This window comes from Halanaerobacter jeridensis, from assembly GCF_016908315.1.
Taxonomy (GTDB): domain Bacteria; phylum Bacillota; class Halanaerobiia; order Halobacteroidales; family Halobacteroidaceae; genus Halanaerobacter; species Halanaerobacter jeridensis.
This window is the reverse complement of the sequence record NZ_JAFBDQ010000005.1, coordinates 212,541-231,567: the sequence shown is the minus strand read 5'-3', so window position 1 is coordinate 231,567 and position 19,027 is coordinate 212,541. Positions and strand designations below refer to the sequence as shown.

The window sequence follows — 19,027 nt, the reverse complement described above, 5'->3', positions numbered from 1 at the left end:
AATTAGAGGTGACAAATATGGATAACAATAAAAAAGAGATATACTCATGGATTTTATATGATTGGGCCAACTCTGCTTTTGCGACCACTATTTTAGCTGTAGTATTACCTATTTTTTATAAAGATTTTGCTGCAGCTAATTTAGCTGATACGGTAGCAACTTCTTATTGGGGTTATACTCAAACAATTGCGATGTTAATTGTTGCTATTTTAGCTCCGATTTTAGGGGCGATGGCAGATTATTCTGGGTCACAAAAATCATTTTTTAAAGTTTTTGTAGGATTAGGCGTGACGGGTACTGCCTTATTATTTTTGATTCAACAAGGTAACTATCTAACAGCTTCTTTGTTTTTTATAATTGCTAATATAGGATTTGCTGGGGGCAATATATTTTATGATTCTTTTTTACCTGTGTTAGTAGAAGATAAAAAAATGGACTATGTTTCCGGAGTTGGATATTCTGCTGGATATTTTGGTGGGGGAGTCTTATTAGCGATAAATTTAGTTATGATCTCTAAACCTGAATTATTTGGAATTAGTGAATTATTGGCTACTAAATTGAGTTTTGTGATGGTAGCTCTCTGGTGGTTGTTATTTTCTTTACCGGCTTTTTATTATTTGCCGGATGGAATTAAAAAGGGCCCGGATTTATCTTCGCTAGAATATGTTAAAACTGGATTCAAGCAATTGAAAAAAACATTAAAAAACATTAGTCAATACCGTGAACTTTTGAAATTTTTATTAGCATTTTGGATTTATAATGATGGAATTGGTACAATAATTCGGATGGCAACAATTTATGGACGTGAAATTGGTATTGGCAGGACAGATTTAATAGGTGCAATGCTAATGACACAATTTATTGGTATTCCGTGTGCTTTATTGTTTGGAAAACTAGGAGAAAAAATTGGGGCCAAAAAAGGAATTATCATTGCTTTAACTGTTTATTTATTAATTACTATTAGGGGATATTTTTTAAGCACTGCACTTGATTTCTGGATTTTAGCTGGATTGGTAGGTTTAGTGCAGGGGGGAGCCCAAGCTTTAAGTCGTTCTCTATATGGAAGTATGATACCCAAAGATAAAACTTCAGAATTTTATAGCTTCTTTGGTATTTCAAGCAAGTTTGCTGCAATTACTGGTCCTTTTGTATTTGGTTTAGTGGGTCACTTAACTCATTCTAGTCGTTTAGGAGTTTTAGCAATAGCTGGATTTTTCTTAGTAGGAATTATAATTTTAACTACAGTCGATATAGAAAAAGGGAGAAAAACTGCTAATAAATAAATTTGATTTATTAAATGCAAAATGCAGGGCGCCCCCTGCATTTTTATCAAATTTTAACGCCATCAAAATTTATATTAGGAAAAGTAGATTTTAACTCTTCTTCTCCTATATCTCCATTAATAAATTTAATTACTTCTTTAAGTATATTGTGTGCCTCTCCTACGCCTTTTAGTAATAAGTTTTCTACATAATTATAATCATTACTAGATAATAATTTATAATCAGGACGTGTAGGATAGATTAAAGTATTTAAATCAAAAGATAATAAGGGATTAATTGCTTTAAATAAATATCTTTTAAAACGCCAGCGGCTGTAAAACAAGCCAAAGACTCGTTTGAAATCTTGATATGAATCGTTAATTACATCACTTTTGTATTTGATGTTTAATTTTTCTAAAAGGTAGTGATAATATTCTTCAACTATTTTAGGTAATTTATGTCCTGCATCAATAGCCGGAGTAGGAGGCATTCGATGGGCCAATTTATTCCAGTATTTATTAGTTAGATAAGTATCGATATTTATTTCTAAGTTTTTGTGTTCAGGAAAATTATTTGTTTCTTGATAGATAAAAGGATGAATTCTTTTATCTAGAGCATAGTGAACTATAAAACCGCTTAAATAAGCAAATAATTGAGGGAAGTTTTGGTTATCTTGATTGTCTTTTAAGAAATTAAGGCTAGTTGCAAATAATTTTTTTATTTGTTCTTGATGTAGTTTATCGCCTATTTCTGCACCGCGTTTTTCACTGATCCAGGGCCAAAAGTCATTGTAAAAGAAAATGTCAGGTCCTTCACATCCTAAATTAAATAATTCCTGATTCTTCTTAATCATTTCCACATATTTTTGCTCTTCAGATGCTTTCATTTCTTTAGTGACTAAGTCTCCCCCTAAAATATGAGTCCAGAAATCAGGCATAATAATCACTTCCTTTTATATTTAATAATAGGTCTATAGACAATAAGATAAACTAAATTTTATGTTGTTAATTATTATTTTTCGCGGTGAATTTATATTTTCCTGCTTAATAAAAGAAAAATTAGACAAAAAAATTCATTTTAAAACAAAAAGCCTCCGGAAATCCGGAGACTTTTAAAAGTAAATTAAAATACAAAATCAAATTTGGATAATCTATTTTTGATTTCAGAAATAATTCGTTCTTCTTCGGCTTGATCTTCAGCTCTAAAAGTAACTGAGAAGCGAATAAAACTACCAGCATCATCCCATGGTACAGCTGAGATTAAGGCTTCTTTAATTAGAAATTGCCCAAATTCTTCAGCATTAGCAAATTCGCGACCGTCTTCAGTTCCTTCTGGTATTTCTACATATAAGTAAAAAGTACCATCTGGTTTTTGAGCATCGAAGCCTAGGTCTTGTAAAACCTCGACTAACATTTCATGGCGTCGAGAATATTTTTCAGCAGTCTTTTCAGTGATTTCAGGTTTGTTTAAAGCTGTAATTCCTGCTTTTTGAATTGCTCTAAATTGCCCTGAATCATTATTGTCTTTAACTGTTGCAAAAGCGTTAACTAATTTTGGATTTCCAACTACAAAAGCCATTCTCCAGCCTGTCATATTAAATGATTTAGATAGAGATTGGATTTCCATTCCCACCTCTTTAGCACCAGGGATGGAAAGAAAACTTAATGGCTCATTATCATCAAATACTAATCCAGCATAAGCTGCATCATGGATAACAATAATGTCATTTTCTTGAGCAAAAGCTACAACTTCTTTGAAAAATTCTTCTGTAGCTCCTGCACCAGTTGGATTATTAGGATAATTAAGATATAATAATTTAGCTTTTTCCTTTTGTTCTTCAGTTAAAGAGCTTAAGTCAGGTAGAAAATCATTTTCTTTAAGTAATGGTAAGTTAACTACTTCTCCGCCTAGCCATTCAGTATGAGTTCCCATGACTGGATAACCAGGAACAGTCATGATAGTAATATCACCTGGATTAATAAAAGCACTAGGTATCATAGCTAGACCTGGCTTAGAGCCAATAGAGTGATTAACTTCAGTCTCTTTATCTAAATCCGTAACTCCGAATACCTCTTCCATATATTCTACAGCAGCATCCTTGAATTCTTGGATACCATTATCAGCATAGAATCTATTTTCTGGTTTTGCTGCTTCTTCACAAAGAGTTTCTACTACTTCATTGTTGGCCATTGCATCGGGTTCGCCAACTCCCATATCGATTAATTCCGTATTTGGATTTTCTTTTTTAGCTTTTCTTTTAGCTCGTTTGATTTTTTCAAACTTATAAAGTGTAGTATCTTTGCCAAACTGTTTTCCTCCGATTCGTTCTGCAAACAAATTTTGAATATAGCTTTCTTCTGACATATTTCAATACTCCCTTCTCATTTAGTAATTTAAAAGTTTCACTTATAATTATATAGTATGTAATTTATTAGTCAAGGTTATGTAAGAAATAATTAATAATCGTTTTTTTGAATTTTTTTACTTGAAATTATATTAATTAATAAAGTAGTAACTGATTAATTAAAAAATTTAAGTTCAACCGTGTAAATAACTTTCATCAATTACATTTTTAATTGGAACTATATATGTTGATAAATAGGCTCATTAGTGATATAATTTAAAATAGTTTGAGTTCAATAATTACTGGTTTTTGGATTGCAGTTAATGAATATAATAGCCTAAAAGGGGGCATAATTAATCATGGGAAAAAACGATGATGAATTAAAAATATTATTTGTATCTTCAGAAGTAGTTCCGTTTGTTAAAACAGGAGGTTTAGCTGATGTAGCTGGATTTTTGCCTCGAGAAATTAAGAAACAAGGGCATGATGTACGAGTAGTAATGCCGGAGTATACTCAACAGATAGATAATGAATATTTAGCTCAAACAGAAAATATTACACACTTTAGAACTAATGTAGCTTGGCGAGATGAATATGTAGGTGTTGACCGCTTAGAAAATAAAGGAGTGCCTACTTATTTAATTGATAACAAAGAAAAATTTGATCGCCCAAATTTATATGAAAATCCTGATAAGCATGTTCAATTTGCTTACTTTTGTCGAGCAGTGATTGAAATGTTACCTAGGATTGATTTTCAACCTGATATTATCCACTGTAATGATTGGCAAACAGGTCCTTTAAGTGCTATGTTAAAAACACAATATCAACAGTATTCTTTTTATGAAAATATTAAGACTATTTATACAATTCACAATTTGCGTTATCAAGGTCAGTTTGGTTTAGATATATTAGATGATACTTTAGCTTTGAGTTCTGATTTATTACCTAAGATAGAACATGATAATCAAGTGAATTATATGAAAACAGGTATTAGTTTTGCTGATGCTGTTAATACTGTGAGTAAGACTTATGCTGATGAAATTCAAACACCTTATTTTGGCGAAGGATTAGATTATGTATTACGTTATCGCTCTGAAGATCTATATGGGATCGTAAATGGTATTGATTATGATGAATATGACCCAGCTACTGATGATAGAATTTATGCAAATTTTGATGCTAATGATTTAGCTGGAAAAGAAGAAAATAAATTAAAGCTACAAGAAGAAATGGGATTGCCTCAGGACCCAGATGTTCCAGTAATCTCTATAATCAGTAGGTTAGTGCCACAAAAAGGATTTGATTTAATTAGAGAAGTAATTGATGAATTAATGCAAGAAGACTTGCAATTTGTACTTTTAGGTACTGGGAATAGTGAATATGAAGAAATGTTTAAAGCAGCAGCGGAAAGATATCCTAATAAATTAGCTGCCAATATTGAATATGATGTAGACTTAGCACAGAAAATCTATGCTTCTAGTGATATGTTCTTGATGCCTTCTCAATTTGAGCCTTGTGGTTTAGGACAATTATTTAGTTTACGTTATGGGACAATACCAATTGTGAGAGAAACTGGAGGACTAAACGATACCGTTGAGTCTTATAATGAACACACTGGCGAAGGTAATGGATTTAGCTTTACTGATTATAGTGCTCAAGATATGTTATATACGATTAGAAGAGCATTAAGCTATTATAAAAATGAAGCAGAAGTTTGGGAGAAATTAGTAAAAAGAGCAATTGAAAGTGATTATAGCTGGTATAATTCAGCTCAAGAATATATTGACCTATATCAAAAGGTATAAGTTAATTAGATTTTTTCTCTAATTTAAATTACAATAATTCTATTATTGTTATGACTTAATTAAAATATAGTAGTTATACATAAGAGAATTAGAATAAAAATTTATTAGACGGAGATTTATAAACAAATGGAGGGGTTTTATGGAAAATTTCGGAAAATTGTCAGTTTATCCAGAATTACCTGAAGAAATATCTGGTTTAGAGAAGTTGGCCCAGAATTTATGGTGGTGCTGGAATTATAAAGCAGAAGAATTATTTGAAATTATCGATGCTGAGTTATGGGAAGATAATAAAAATCCAATTATCTTTTTATCTAAAGTCAGTCATAAAAGACTATTAGAAGTTGTAGAAAATGAAGAATTTATGAAACAATATCAAAATGTTATGAATCAATTTAATGAATATTTAGCAGAAGAAAATACTTGGTTTGACCAGAATTTTTCTGGTATAGGGGATGACCAGGTGATTGCTTACTTTTCAGCTGAGTTTGGGTTTCATGAATCTTTACCTATTTACTCTGGTGGTTTAGGAGTATTAGCAGGAGACCACTGTAAATCTGCTAGTGATTTAGGACTTCCTTTTGTAGGAGTAGGTTTGTTTTATGAGTATGGTTATTTCAAGCAAAGAATTAATAAAGAGGGATGGCAAAAAGCATTATATCCTGAGTTAGACACTGATGATTTGCCATTAGAGACAGTTACTGATGAAGCAGGTAATGAACTTAAAATAGAAGTTAAATTAGCTGATAGAATGATTAAAGTTAAAGTTTGGAAGGTGGAAGTAGGGCGAGTTAAGGTCTACTTATTAGATACTAATGTTCCAGAAAATAGTGAACAAGATAAACAGTTAACTTCTCGTTTGTATGGAGGAGGAGATGAAACTCGTATTGCCCAAGAAATTGTCTTAGGTGTAGGTGGTACTCGTGCTTTATATGAATTAGGTTATGAGCCTGTAGTGTGGCATATGAATGAAGGTCATTCTGTTTATTTAGGATTAGAAAGAATTAAAGACCTAATGGATGATTTCAATTTAGACTTCAATGAAGCCTTAGAGACTGTAGCTGCTAATAGTGTATTTACTACTCATACTCCAGTTCCGGCCGGAAATGAAACTTTCCCATTAGAACTAAAAGAGAGATATTTCTCTGATTATTGGAAAAGCATTGGTTTGACTAAAGAAGAATTTATGGAACTTGGATATGTACATGAAGAAGATTCGGATGAATTTTGTTTAACTGTATTAGCCCTACGTTTAGCTCAATTTAGTAATGGAGTTAGTGAATTACATGGAGAAGTCTCTAGTGAAATGTGGGAAGATATTTGGCCTGATGTACCAAAAGAAGAGAATCCAATCGATTATATCACCAATGGAATTCATACTTTGACTTGGTTGGCTCCCGAGTGGGAAGAAGTACTTGATGATTATTTAGGTGACGGTTGGAGAAACAATATTGAAGATGAAGAAATGTGGCAATCCGTTGAAAATATTCCCGAAGAAGAATTCTGGCAGGTTCATAAAGATTTAAAAGGACAATTAATTGATCATATTAGAGATAGAGATTTAGAAAGAAGAAAGAGATATAGCAATGTTAGATTAGCTAATTCTGATTTATTAGATAAAGATACTTTAACAATTGGATTTGCGCGTCGCTTTGCTACTTATAAGCGAGCTAATTTAATTTTTAGAGATTTAGAACGTTTAAGGAAAATATGTAATCAAGAAGGAAAAGAAGTACAGTTGATATTTGCTGGTAAAGCACATCCAGCTGATGTTCCTGGTCAAGAATTAATTAAAGAAATACATGATATTTCACAGCGAGAAGCATTTAAAGATAAAGTGATTATTTTAGAAGATTATGATATGAATTTAGCTAGATATTTAGTGCGCGGTGTTGATGTGTGGTTAAATAATCCTCGTCGACCATTAGAAGCTAGCGGAACTAGTGGACAGAAAGTATCTGCCAATGGTGGATTGAACTTTAGTGTTCTTGATGGTTGGTGGGTTGAAGGATATAATGGTTATAACGGTTGGGCAATTGGATATGAAGCAGAGTATGATGATCGCTATAAACAAGATGAAATTGATAGTGAATCATTGTATGAAATTTTAGAAGATGAAATTGTTCCATTATATTATGATCATGATAATGAAAATGGTATTCCAGTTGAATGGGTTAAGCGCATGAAGAATGCTATGAAAACTACTGCACCGGTATATAGTACTGATCGAATGGTTCAAGAATATACTCAGAATTTATATATGCCTGCTTATGAGCGAGGTAAAGAAGTACAAAACAATGACTTTGCTAAAGCTAAAGAATTAGCTGCTTGGAAAGATAAAGTAAGATCTAATTGGAATCAAGTAAAAATTTCTTCTCAGTCTAAAGGGGACCAAGGAGAATTTGCAGTACAGGAAAAATTAAATGTAGGAGCTAAAGTTGATTTAGGAAACTTAGCGCCAGAAGATGTAACAGTGGAATTATATTTGGTTTCTAATGTAGATGAGGTTCCAGAAGCCGAGATTATTCCAATGGATTTAGATGAGAATGTACGAGGTAATATTTACTCTTATTCTATGGCAGTAAAGTTAGAAGAAAGTGGAGATTATGAATATACCTTTAGAGTAGTACCAAATGATGATGATTTAAGTACTAAGCATGAGTTAGGATTAATAGAGTGGATTTAACTAGATGATTACTAAGCACTGGGCTTTTTGCTCAGTGCTTTTTTATTTTTTTGAAGTTAATAATTTCATATGATTCATGGAATAATATCTATATAAAGTGGCACTATCGTGCCACTAGCTAGTAGATAAAAGCTAGTAGCTAGTAGTAAATTCAAAACCAAAAAACAGTTCACAGCTTTGAATTATTGAATACTAGGTTAATGTTTTAGGTTTTGAATTTGATTTTATGTTTTTAACTACTAACTCCTAGCTACTTACTTCTAGCTATAAAGCTTCACTCCAAAGTGAAGCTTTATATAGAAAAAGTGTAGGTGATAAGATTATGGATATGTTTTTTCGTACTTTATTGATTTACGGCATGATTTTAATTGGAATGCGATTGATGGGTAAAAGAGAAGTAGGTGAATTAACTCCGATTGATTTAGTAGTATCATTGATGATAGCAGAATTAGGAGTGTTGATTATTGAAGACAAATCAATTGGGTTAGTTAAAGGCTTAATACCTATTTTTACTTTAGTGGGAGTTGAAATTTTAGTTTCTTATCTATCACTTAAAAATGATACAATTAGAAAATTAGTTAATGGTACGCCATCAGTTTTGATTAAAAATGGGAAGATAATGACGGAAGAAATGAGGCATAATCGTTATACAACTCATGATTTATTAACTCAATTAAGGGAAAAAGATATTTTTAATATTTCTGATGTTGAATTTGCTGTCTTAGAAACTTCAGGAGAGTTAACAGTTGTTCCTAAATCACAAAAGAGGAATTTAACTCCTGAGAATTTAGGGTTAGAAACAGGTTATGAAGGGTTGCCGATAGTATTGATTGAAGATGGTGGTATCAATTATACTGCATTAGAGGAAGTAGATTTAGATAAGAAGTGGTTAACAACTGAATTAAAAAAAAGAATGATTGATGATATATCAGAAGTATTAATTCTAGCTATTGAAACTGATGGAAATCTTTATCTGTCTACTAAATAATTAATTTTAGTTTTAACTTAATTTTTGCTTTGAATTGGGTATATTAATTTTTAGAGGGGGGATAAAATGAAACATGATCCTAAGAACAAGAGCCAAAAAGAAGATGATGATGAATTAGTGATTGATTATAATCCAGATGATATGGAAGCAGGAGAAGAACTACCAGGTATTGATGAGAAAAAAAGAAAAAATCGAGAAAAGAATCGTGATTATAGCCCAGATGATTTTGAGTAGGTGGTTTGATGGCCAAAATAAAATGTAATGTAGAAAGTTGTGCTAATAATGTTAAGAAACATTGTTCATTAGAAGAAATTACTGTGACCTGTGATGATAATGGAGAATTTGCTCGAAGGGCAGCGCAGACTAAATGTAAAAATTTTTTGAGAGAATAGATTTAAAGTCGGCCTGAAAAGGTCGACTTTTTGTAATTTGAACTTTTCAATAGTAATTAGGATAAATTTTAGTTTGTAATTCAGGAACAATATGTTATAATTGATACAAATTAAAAATGATTATTAATTTGTAACTTAGTAGCAGACAAAATATTAAATTATTTTAGAAAAAAAGTATTGCGAGGTGCATAATATGTCTACCACAGATAGAAGGGAAGAACTTTTAAATAAATTACAAGTTAGTCAATCTCCAATTACTGGTTCCAACTTAGCTGATTTATTTGAAGTTAGCCGCCAGGTGATAGTACAGGATATTGCGTTATTGAGAGCTGAAGGGCATGAGATTTTAGCTACTTCAAAAGGGTATATAATCTCTGATAATAATGATAATATGGTTCAGCAAATAATTGCTTGTCAACATGGAGTTGCTGCAGAAGATGTACAAGAAGAATTAGAGACAATTATTAAATATGGAGGACGGATTGCTGATGTAGTAGTAGAACACCCTATGTATGGTGAACTGAAAGGAAGGTTAGTAATTCAATCCAAATCTGATTTGGAAGATTTTATGGAAGATTATGAAAATAAAGAAGTAAAACCGTTATCAACTTTAACGGATGGAGTACATTTGCATACTATAGAAGCATTAAATGAAGAGGTTTTAACTTTGATTAAAGATAAATTAAAAGAAAAAGGATTTATACTAGAGGATTATTAATTTAGTATTTGATAAATAATAAAAATATCTATAGTAAGTAAGATATATTTGAAGTTAATCAGAAAGGGGTGGTTAAAGTCACTATCAAAAAGGATGAGAGGATACCTTTTTTGATTACTATTTCTTATTTGCTTTCATTTTTGACAATTAGACTAATGGTTTTAATAGCAGGTTCAGCAGAAACTAAATTTGCTCAAGTAGCTAAAGAAGGTTTAACTCCCGATGCTACTTTTCATATTGGGCGTAATATAATTCTATTTGGTCATCATGTACATCATTTTTATTTTGGTATTTTATTAATTTGTTTTGCAGCTTGGATTTCGATTGTGGGGTCTAATTATTTTAATCGCCGACAGGCTGCTATTATTTATGGTATAGGTTTAGGACTCTTCATGGATGAAAGTGGATTGCTATTAACTTGGGGTGATTATTATTCAGGCGTAACTTACTTATTAAGTCTATTTTTAATTGGTATATTTTTGAATATTGTCTTTTTCCCTTATTTTTGGCGTGAAGTGAGAAATGAATTGTTAGACTCTAATTTACATTCTTGGACTTGGAATACTCTCCTAGATCACACAAGTTTTATAAAGGTGGCTGATATCGTGAGTGAAAAAACGAATAAAACAGAGCGGGCAAGTTTACTTTTTACGGGGATCATTTACTTAGGAGTAGGAGCTTTAATTTTACTTTATCCTGATTTTGTTTATTATTGGGTAGCTGGTGTATTCTTTATTCAAGGGGTTTCGTCTTTAATTAGATCCTGGCAGAATTAATATTGATTATTTTAAATATAAGCTATATATTACAGTAGATAAGCTAATTCTTATCTACTGTTTTATTATTAAATAAGGTGTAAAGACACTTGACATTACACAAAGGAGATTATAAAATTAGATAAAAGTGATAAAATTAACGAAAGTTAAATTATTTTAGGTGGTGGAAAAAATGAAAGAAAAGTTAGTTGCTAAAATTAATAATTTGAAGAAGAAGAAAGATGCAGTGATTTTGGCCCATAATTATCAAGAAGATGAGATTCAAGATTTAGCAGATTATACAGGTGATTCATTAGGCTTAAGTAGAAAAGCTGCTAATTTGGAAGCTGAAACTATTGTATTCTGTGGGGTTAAATTTATGGCTGAAAGTGCAGCAATTTTATCTCCTGACAAAACTGTATTACTGCCGCAAAGAAATGCTGGTTGCCCGATGGCAGAAATGATGTCAATAGATGATTTGCGAGAATTAAAGACAGAATATCCAGAAGCTACAGTTGTTTGTTATGTTAATTCTTCAGCTGCGGTCAAGGCTGAGAGTGATGTATGCTGCACATCTTCAAATGCAGTAGATATTGTAGAAAGTTTAGATAGTGAAAAAATTATTTTTGTTCCAGATAAAAATCTGGGTAATTATGTAGCTCAAAAGACAGATAAAGAGATTATTTGTGACCTTGGCTATTGCCCAACTCATTGCCGTGTTAAAGAAGCAGATATTAAACAGGTGCGTGATATTCATCCGGAAGCTAAAGTTGTAGTGCATCCCGAATGTGATCCAGAAGTTGTAAAAGCAGCAGATTTTGTGGGGAGTACTGCTCAAATTATAGATTATGCTCAAAAGACTGATACAGAAAAGATTGTAGTAGGAACTGAAATGGGAATTTTACATAAGTTACAACAGGATAATCCTAATAAGACATTTTACATTTTAAGTCAGGGGTTGATCTGTCAAAATATGAAATTAACAACAGTAAGTGATATAGTAGAAGCTTTAGAAAATATGAACTATCAAATTACTGTTCCTAAAGAAATTAGAAGTAAGGCTCAAGAGGCTCTAAATAGGATGTTAAAATTAAGTAATTAAAGATGAGGTTGATAATATGCTGCCTAGATATCTAGTTAATTTAAATATGAATAATTGTAAAAGAATAACTACTGATTATTTAGTGATTGGAACTGGCATTGCTGGTTTAACTTCTGCCCTTGAACTTGCAGAAGCAGGAGAGGTAACTGTTTTAAGCAAAGAAAGTTTTGCAGAGAGTAATACTAGATATGCTCAAGGTGGAATTGCTACTGCTTGGGCCAAGGAAGATAGTCCTGAGATGCATTATCAAGATACTATTAAAGCTGGAGCGGGATTGTGTACTCCTTGTGCTGTAGATATATTAGTTTCGGAGGCCAAAGAGCAGATTGAAAAATTAGTTGCTTGGGGAGTTGAATTTGATAAAAATAATGAAAATTTTGCTTTGACTAAAGAAGGAGGTCATAGCAAATCTCGAATTCTGCATGCTGGTGGTGATGCGACAGGAAAAGAAATTAGTAATAAGTTAGTGGAGCAAGTTCGTCAGCATCCTCAAATTAAAGGTCAGGATAATAGTTTTGTTGTGGACCTAATTACCGAAGATAATAGATGTTATGGAGCATATGTTTATGATAAAGAGGCAGATGAATATTTGCTTTATCAATCTCGAGCTGTTATATTAGCTACTGGTGGTAGTGGACAGTTATATTCATTTACTTCTAATCCAGAAGTTGCAACTGGAGATGGAATTGCTATGGCCTATCGGGCTGGAGCAGAAGTAATGGACTTAGAAATGATGCAATTTCATCCTACAGTATTGAATATAGAAGATGCTGATGAATTTTTGATTTCCGAGGCTGTACGAGGAGAAGGAGCTAAGTTGAGAACTGCTAATGGTCAAAGGTTTATGTCAGAATACCATGAATCAGCTGAATTAGCTCCGCGTGATATAGTAGCCCGAGCTATTAAGCAGGAATTAGTAGAACAGGAAGAAGATTATGTCTACTTAGATTTAACTGAATTAGGTGCAGATTTTATTAAGAGCAGATTTCCGACTATTTATCAAAACTGTTTAGCCTTAGGAATTGATATTAGTCAGGACTATATTCCAGTTAAGCCTGCAGCTCATTATTTTATGGGTGGTATTAAAATTAATATTGATGCTCAAACTAGTGTGCAAAGATTATATGCGTGTGGAGAAACTGCTTGTTTAGCTGTGCATGGTGCTAATAGATTAGCAAGTAATTCTTTGTTAGAGGGTTTAGTTTATGGTCATCGAGCTGCTGAAAAAATTAAAGAAGAAGATTATAAATTAGTTACTGAATTCAATTTTAATAGTGCAGCTAAAATCAATAAATCAGATATAGATTTAACAAGCTTAAAAAGAAAATTGCAAAATTTAATGATGAGTAGTGTAGGAATAATTAGAAAGCAAAATGATTTACAAACTGCTTTAAGGGAGATAGAGGAAAAATTACAGTTATTAGAATTGCGTTTAACTGAAGTTAAGGCTTGGGAAGTACAAAATATGTTAACTGTTGCTTATTTAATTATGAAATCTACGCTGTTAAGAACAGAAAGTAGAGGGGCTCATTATCGGATAAATTATCCTCAATCTAGAGCAGAATGGAAAAAACATATTGTAATACAGCGTCAAAATGAATGGAGGGCAGAAAAAATTGAATTTAAAGAAACCTCAAGTTTTACAAAAAATTAAAATGGCTTTAGAAGAAGATATAGGAACTGGAGATTTGACTACTGAGTCATTGATTGATTCTGGTCAAATTAGTCAGGGAATTATTAAGGTGAAAGAAGAAGGAGTAGTAGCTGGTTTAGAAGTGGTCGAACTTGTGTTTAGCACTTTAGATAATGAAATTGAGTTTGAAGCTTGTGTTGATGAAGGAGCTAGAGTAAGAGCAGGAGGCAAAATTGCAGAAATTAGTGGTGCTACTGCTTCTTTATTAACAGCAGAGCGAGTAGCTTTGAATTTTTTACAGCGGATGTCTGGTATAGCTACTACAACTAGAAAATTTAGTGATCTGGTAGCAGATTTTGAAGTGCGAATTGTAGATACTCGGAAGACAACTCCGGGGTTAAGAATTTTAGAAAAAGCAGCAGTCCGTTTAGGTGGAGGTTTTAATCACCGGCAGGGATTATATGATGCAGTAATGATTAAAGATAATCATCTAGCAGCTGTAGCAAGTCTTGGGGCTGCAGTAGATAAGGTGCGAAATAATGTGTCACATACAGTTAAAATAGAAGTAGAAGCTGAAACTTTAGAGCAGGTTGAAGAGGCACTTAGAGCAAAAGCTGATATAATAATGTTAGATAATATGGAAGTAAATCTAATGAAAGAAGCAGTAGAGTTGATAAATGGAAGAGCAATAGTTGAAGCTTCTGGTGGAATTAATGCATCTACAGTGGTAGATGTTGCTAAAACAGGAGTTGATATAATTTCTGTAGGAGCACTAACTCATAGCAGTAATTCCTTAGATATTAGTTTTGATTTAGTAGGGAGTGATAATAATGGGAAAACAGCTTAAAGAATTTTTAGCTAAAAAGAATATTGAAATATCAGTTAAGCGTTATGGAATTCAGGCCTTAGGTTCAATGGCTAAAGGATTATTTGCTTCACTAATTGTAGGTTTAATTTTGAAAGTATTAGGCCAAAAGTTAAATATACCGTTATTGATTGATTTTTATGAAATAGCTAAAACAATGATGGGACCAGCAATTGGAGTAGCTGTTGCTTATGGACTAGAAGCTCCACCTTTAGTAATGTTTACTTCAGCTGTTACAGGAGGAGCTGGGGCAGAACTTGGTGGTCCGGTGGGAGCTTTTTTAGCAGCAGTAATTGGAGCAGAATTTGGGAAGTTGATCTCTAAAGAAACAAAATTAGATATTGTGTTGACTCCTAGTATAGTAATTATTACCGGGGGCTTAATGGCTAAATTTGTTGGCCCGGGGATTAATAGTTTTATGAAATATTTAGGGCAAGTGATTATGAAGGCTACTCAATTACAGCCAGTTCCGATGGGAGTTATAGTTTCTACTTTAATGGGGATGGCGTTAACTTTACCAATTAGTAGTGCAGCAATTGGATTAATGCTAAAATTAAGTGGTTTAGCTGCTGGTGCTGCTACTGTAGGTTGTAGTGCTCAAATGGTTGGCTTTGCTGTAATGAGTTATCGAGAAAATGGGATGGGCGGTTTAGTCAGTCAGGGATTGGGAACATCTATGCTGCAGATGCCGAATATTGTGCATAATCCTCTGGTCTGGATACCGCCAACTTTAAGTGGGGCAATTTTGGGGCCATTAGCAACAACAGTCTTTAAAATGAAGAATATTCCAATTGGTTCAGGAATGGGAACAGCTGGTTTAGTAGGACAGTTTGGTACTATTGAAGCAATGAATTCTAATGTTTTATGGCCTATTTTACTACTTCATTTTATTCTCCCCGCAATATTAACTATTATTTTTGCAGAATTAATGCGTAAATGGGGATTAATTAAAGAAAATGATCTATTGTTAGATCTATAAAATATCTTTTAGTTAAAGTGGGCAGATGCCCACTTTATTATTTTTTTGGTTATTTTTGACTAAAAATATAATAAATCAAAAAATAATAAAGGAATATGTAAAATTATGTGGAATTAAATAATTAACACTACAAATATAATTAAAAATAAATATAGATTAGTTTGTTTTAAAAGTAGAATAGGGAGGTGGAACTGTGAAATGGATTAAGGACTTATCAATTAAGAATAAAATTCTAATAGGTGTGGGCGGTACTTTTTTAATTGTAATGTTGGTGCTGGGATTGATTATTAATAATCAATTTGATAGTTTACAAGATAGAAATAATTCTAATTTAAGAAAAGTACTACTAGAAAAAGAAAAAGAAAGAATTCAGAATGCAGTTCATTCCATGGCGCAAAGTTTAGGAGAAGTATATCAAAGGAATCAATCGCAACTGTCACAAGAAGAATTAAGACAATTAATTGTAGAGCATAACAAAGATGTTAGATTTGGGGAAGCAGGTTATTTTTTCATTTATAAGTATAAAGGTGATAATCAGGGTGAAACTATTTCTTTGCCACCAGACCCTGATTTAGAAGGTACTAATCGTTGGGGGTTACAAGATAGTAATGGAAAGTATATCATTAGATCATTTGCTGAAGCTTTAGAAAATGATAAACATTTTGTGGAGTATGTGTATGCTAATCCTAATACTGGTGAAAAAGAAGTTAAATTTGGTTATGTTGAACAAATTCCAGGAACAGAATGGTTAGTTGGTTCAGGAAGTTATGAGTCAGTTATTAATTCTACTTTAAATAGTGCTAAGGGGAGAATTAATAAAGTAAAAAGAAATACTCTAATGATTATTTTAGGTGTTTTTGTTGTAGGAACTGTTATTGTAGCCTTAGTAATATTTATGGTATCTAAATATATCACTAATGGAATTGACAAAATATTAACTAGTGTGCAGGATTTTGCCCAGCGTAATTTAAATACTCAAGTTAATTTAGAACGCGAAGATGAATTAGGTGACTTAGCAAGGGGATTTAATCAAGCTATTAAAGATCAAAGGGAAATTTTAGAGAAAATATTAAATACAACTGAAGATTTATCGGCTTATAGTCAACAATTATCGGCTTCAGCCCAGGAAGGTAATGCAGCTATTGATACTACAACTGCTAATGTAGAAGATATGATTCAGGGAATTAATCAAATTTCTCGAAGTAGTCAAGAACTAGCTGATTTAGCACAGCAGACCTATGAAAAAACAGATAAAGGACAAAAATTAATTAATAAAACGATTGCTAAAATGAATGAAGTAGATACATCAGTTGAAGAAGCTAAAGGTACAATTGATAATTTAGATGATACTTCACAAGAAATTGGTGAAATAGTAGATATGATTAATGAGATTGCAGAGCAGACTAATTTATTAGCTTTAAATGCTAGTATTGAAGCAGCTCGAGCTGGAGAAGCGGGAGAAGGTTTTGCGGTAGTCGCAGATGAGATTAAAGATCTAGCTGATGAAACAGCTCAGGCAACAGAAAAAGCAAATCATTTAATTCAAGAAACACAGCAGCAATCTCAAAAAGGTCGACAGGAAATAGGAGCAGTAGTTGAAAAAACAGATGAAGGAACAGAATTGATTGAAGAAACAGGAGAGGCATTCTCTGGGATCGCTGATTTAATTGAAGATACTAGTGCTTCGACTGAAGAAACTAGTGCTTCGGCAGAAGAATTAGCTGCTAATAGTGACCAAGTTAGTACTGCTACTGATGATTTAGATAGTATGTCTGCAGAAATAAGTAATTCAGCACAGGAATTAGCTCAATTAGCACAAGAATTGCAACAATTAGTCGAAGAATATAATTTATAAAATTTAATTAAAAAGAAGGAATTATAATTATAGCATAGAAGGTAATTATATGAGAAGATTGTGATAAAAAAGTGAAAAAAGTCGGAAATATTTTAAAAATTTCTTGACAAAGTAACCAGAGACTATTATAATTTTAAGTACAAGTTAATAATTATTTGCGTTTTTCATCTAGCGTGTTACTGATTAGATTAGGCAAGAGCTAGGGAAAACTCTGGTTGCATCATAGAGAAGTGGGGCTTCTATATTATTTCTATGGTGGAGCAAGAGGTTTCTCTAGCTCTTTTTAGTTTTAAAAGGAGGTGAGGATAGATAGTAGAGCAACCGTAAACTTCCTTTTATAAGATGAAAAAGCATATAAGCAAGGATGATTAGTAGTATTATTATGATATTTAATAATAAGCAGGGTCTAATAATAAATTATTAGTTTATAATTTGCCCCTAGAATAATATAACTCGTAATATGTATGATCCCTATAATTTTATAATCCACATCAGCTATATAAGGTTATTTGCTGAAAATTCAGAAAATTTAAAAAGTGGAGGGATTCGATGAAGAAAAAGTTAAGTATTCTATTAATTGTTACGTTGGCGTTGACTCTATTTAGTAGTATGGCATTTGCAGGTTGGTTTGGTGGCAGTGATGATGAAGATGATGGTAAAATTAAGATTGGTTTCTTATTGAAGACGATGCAGGAAGAAAGATATAAGAAAGATAGAAGATACTTTACAGAAGAAGCAGAATCTTTAGGAGCGGAAGTAGTATTTGATTCTGCTAATAATAAATCTTCTCTACAAATGTCTAAATTTGAAAATATGCTAGCTAAAGGTGTAGACGTAATTGTACTACAACCAGTTAATACGGGGACAGCTGGTGCAATGGTTGAAAAAGCACATGAAGAAGGCGTTAAAGTAGTAGGATATGACTCTATGCTGCAGAATGGTCCGTTAGATATTCACGTAATGCAGGATAGTTGGGCCGTTGGAACGCTACAAGGTAAAGAAATGGTTAAATGGTTCAAGGAACATAAAGGTGCAGTTGAAGGAAATGTTGCTTTAATTAAAGGGCAGCCTGGTGACTCTAATGCTCGTTATATGAGTAGTGGAGCAAAAGAAATCATTGACCAGCATGATGGATTAGAATTAGTCGTAGAACAGTCTCATGAAGGTTGGTCTCCTGATAAAGCTATGGCGACTGCTGAAAATGCGTTAAATAAGTATAATAACAACATTGATGCATTTATTTGTAACAATAGTGGAATGGCACGAGGAGTTATTGCAGCTCTAGAATCTCAAGGTTTAGCTGATACTAGTAAAGTATTTGTAGCAGGTTCTGATGCTGACTTAACTAATATTAGATTTGTTGAGCAAGGTAAGCAGACAGTTGAAATCTTTAAGAAGATCAAGCCTTTATCTAAGACGGCAGCTCAGATTGCATTTAAGCTTGCGAACAATCCGGATAAAGAGGTAACAAATGTAGTTGAAGCTGATATTGACCGCATGATTGACAATGGATATCAAGAAGTTCCTACAATTGTAACTCCAATTGTTAGAGTAACACAAGATAATATCCAAGATACAGTAATTGAAGCTGGTTTCCACAGTGAAGAAGATATTTTTGGAGAGTAAGAATAATTAATAATTAACAC

Annotated in this window: 16 protein-coding genes; 14 read left to right on the top strand and 2 right to left on the bottom strand. The window is 32.5% G+C overall.

Annotated elements, in window-relative coordinates:
* The first annotated feature begins 17 nt into the window (after positions 1 to 17).
* On the top strand, positions 18 to 1,283 hold the full coding sequence (locus tag JOC47_RS06690; protein ID WP_204701281.1) for an MFS transporter: 1,266 nt from the start codon (positions 18 to 20) through the stop codon (positions 1,281 to 1,283).
* A gap of 46 nt (positions 1,284 to 1,329) precedes the next feature.
* On the opposite strand, the gene JOC47_RS06685 is transcribed toward JOC47_RS06690, so the two are convergent.
* Positions 1,330 to 2,199 (bottom strand): zinc dependent phospholipase C family protein, encoded by an 870-nt coding sequence (locus JOC47_RS06685; protein ID WP_204701280.1) that lies wholly within the window; start codon positions 2,197 to 2,199, stop codon positions 1,330 to 1,332.
* 185 nt (positions 2,200 to 2,384) lie between these two features.
* Positions 2,385 to 3,626 (bottom strand): LL-diaminopimelate aminotransferase, encoded by a 1,242-nt coding sequence (locus JOC47_RS06680; protein ID WP_204701279.1) that lies wholly within the window; start codon positions 3,624 to 3,626, stop codon positions 2,385 to 2,387.
* Positions 3,627 to 3,965: 339 nt separating this feature from the next.
* On the opposite strand from JOC47_RS06680, the gene glgA reads away from it, so the two are divergent.
* The 13 genes from glgA to JOC47_RS06615 all read left to right on the top strand — a co-directional run bounded on the left by glgA (position 3,966) and on the right by JOC47_RS06615 (position 19,007).
* Positions 3,966 to 5,411, top strand: coding sequence for a glycogen synthase GlgA (gene glgA, locus JOC47_RS06675; protein WP_204701278.1), 1,446 nt, complete (start codon positions 3,966 to 3,968; stop codon positions 5,409 to 5,411).
* Between the two features lie 139 nt (positions 5,412 to 5,550).
* Complete coding sequence (glgP, locus tag JOC47_RS06670) at positions 5,551 to 8,094, top strand: alpha-glucan family phosphorylase (RefSeq protein WP_204701277.1); 2,544 nt, start codon at positions 5,551 to 5,553, stop codon at positions 8,092 to 8,094.
* Between the two features lie 322 nt (positions 8,095 to 8,416).
* Positions 8,417 to 9,082, top strand: coding sequence for a DUF421 domain-containing protein (locus JOC47_RS06665; protein WP_204701276.1), 666 nt, complete (start codon positions 8,417 to 8,419; stop codon positions 9,080 to 9,082).
* Positions 9,083 to 9,148: 66 nt separating this feature from the next.
* On the top strand, positions 9,149 to 9,316 hold the full coding sequence (locus JOC47_RS06660) for a hypothetical protein (RefSeq protein WP_204701275.1): 168 nt from the start codon (positions 9,149 to 9,151) through the stop codon (positions 9,314 to 9,316).
* A gap of 8 nt (positions 9,317 to 9,324) precedes the next feature.
* Positions 9,325 to 9,474 (top strand): DUF1540 domain-containing protein, encoded by a 150-nt coding sequence (locus JOC47_RS06655; protein WP_204701274.1) that lies wholly within the window; start codon positions 9,325 to 9,327, stop codon positions 9,472 to 9,474.
* A gap of 193 nt (positions 9,475 to 9,667) precedes the next feature.
* On the top strand, positions 9,668 to 10,192 hold the full coding sequence (locus JOC47_RS06650; RefSeq protein ID WP_204701273.1) for a transcription repressor NadR: 525 nt from the start codon (positions 9,668 to 9,670) through the stop codon (positions 10,190 to 10,192).
* A 110-nt stretch (positions 10,193 to 10,302) separates the two neighbouring features.
* Positions 10,303 to 10,968 (top strand): hypothetical protein, encoded by a 666-nt coding sequence (locus tag JOC47_RS06645; RefSeq protein ID WP_239550957.1) that lies wholly within the window; start codon positions 10,303 to 10,305, stop codon positions 10,966 to 10,968.
* Positions 10,969 to 11,140: 172 nt separating this feature from the next.
* On the top strand, positions 11,141 to 12,049 hold the full coding sequence (nadA, locus tag JOC47_RS06640; protein ID WP_204701271.1) for a quinolinate synthase NadA: 909 nt from the start codon (positions 11,141 to 11,143) through the stop codon (positions 12,047 to 12,049).
* A 16-nt stretch (positions 12,050 to 12,065) separates the two neighbouring features.
* Positions 12,066 to 13,703 carry an L-aspartate oxidase gene (nadB, locus tag JOC47_RS06635; protein WP_204701270.1) on the top strand — a complete coding sequence of 546 codons (1,638 nt, stop codon included), beginning with the start codon at positions 12,066 to 12,068 and terminating at the stop codon, positions 13,701 to 13,703.
* Entirely contained in the window at positions 13,666 to 14,529 is an 864-nt protein-coding gene (gene nadC, locus JOC47_RS06630) for a carboxylating nicotinate-nucleotide diphosphorylase (protein WP_239550956.1), read from the top strand. The genes nadB and nadC overlap by 38 nt, the downstream gene beginning before the upstream one ends.
* Positions 14,513 to 15,526: a PTS sugar transporter subunit IIC gene (locus JOC47_RS06625; RefSeq protein WP_204701268.1), complete on the top strand. Its 1,014-nt coding sequence runs from the start codon at positions 14,513 to 14,515 to the stop codon at positions 15,524 to 15,526. The genes nadC and JOC47_RS06625 overlap by 17 nt, the downstream gene beginning before the upstream one ends.
* 193 nt (positions 15,527 to 15,719) lie before the next feature.
* Entirely contained in the window at positions 15,720 to 17,381 is a 1,662-nt protein-coding gene (locus tag JOC47_RS06620) for a methyl-accepting chemotaxis protein (RefSeq protein WP_204701267.1), read from the top strand.
* 549 nt (positions 17,382 to 17,930) lie between these two features.
* Positions 17,931 to 19,007 carry a sugar ABC transporter substrate-binding protein gene (locus JOC47_RS06615; protein ID WP_204701266.1) on the top strand — a complete coding sequence of 359 codons (1,077 nt, stop codon included), beginning with the start codon at positions 17,931 to 17,933 and terminating at the stop codon, positions 19,005 to 19,007.
* Positions 19,008 to 19,027 lie beyond the last annotated feature (20 nt).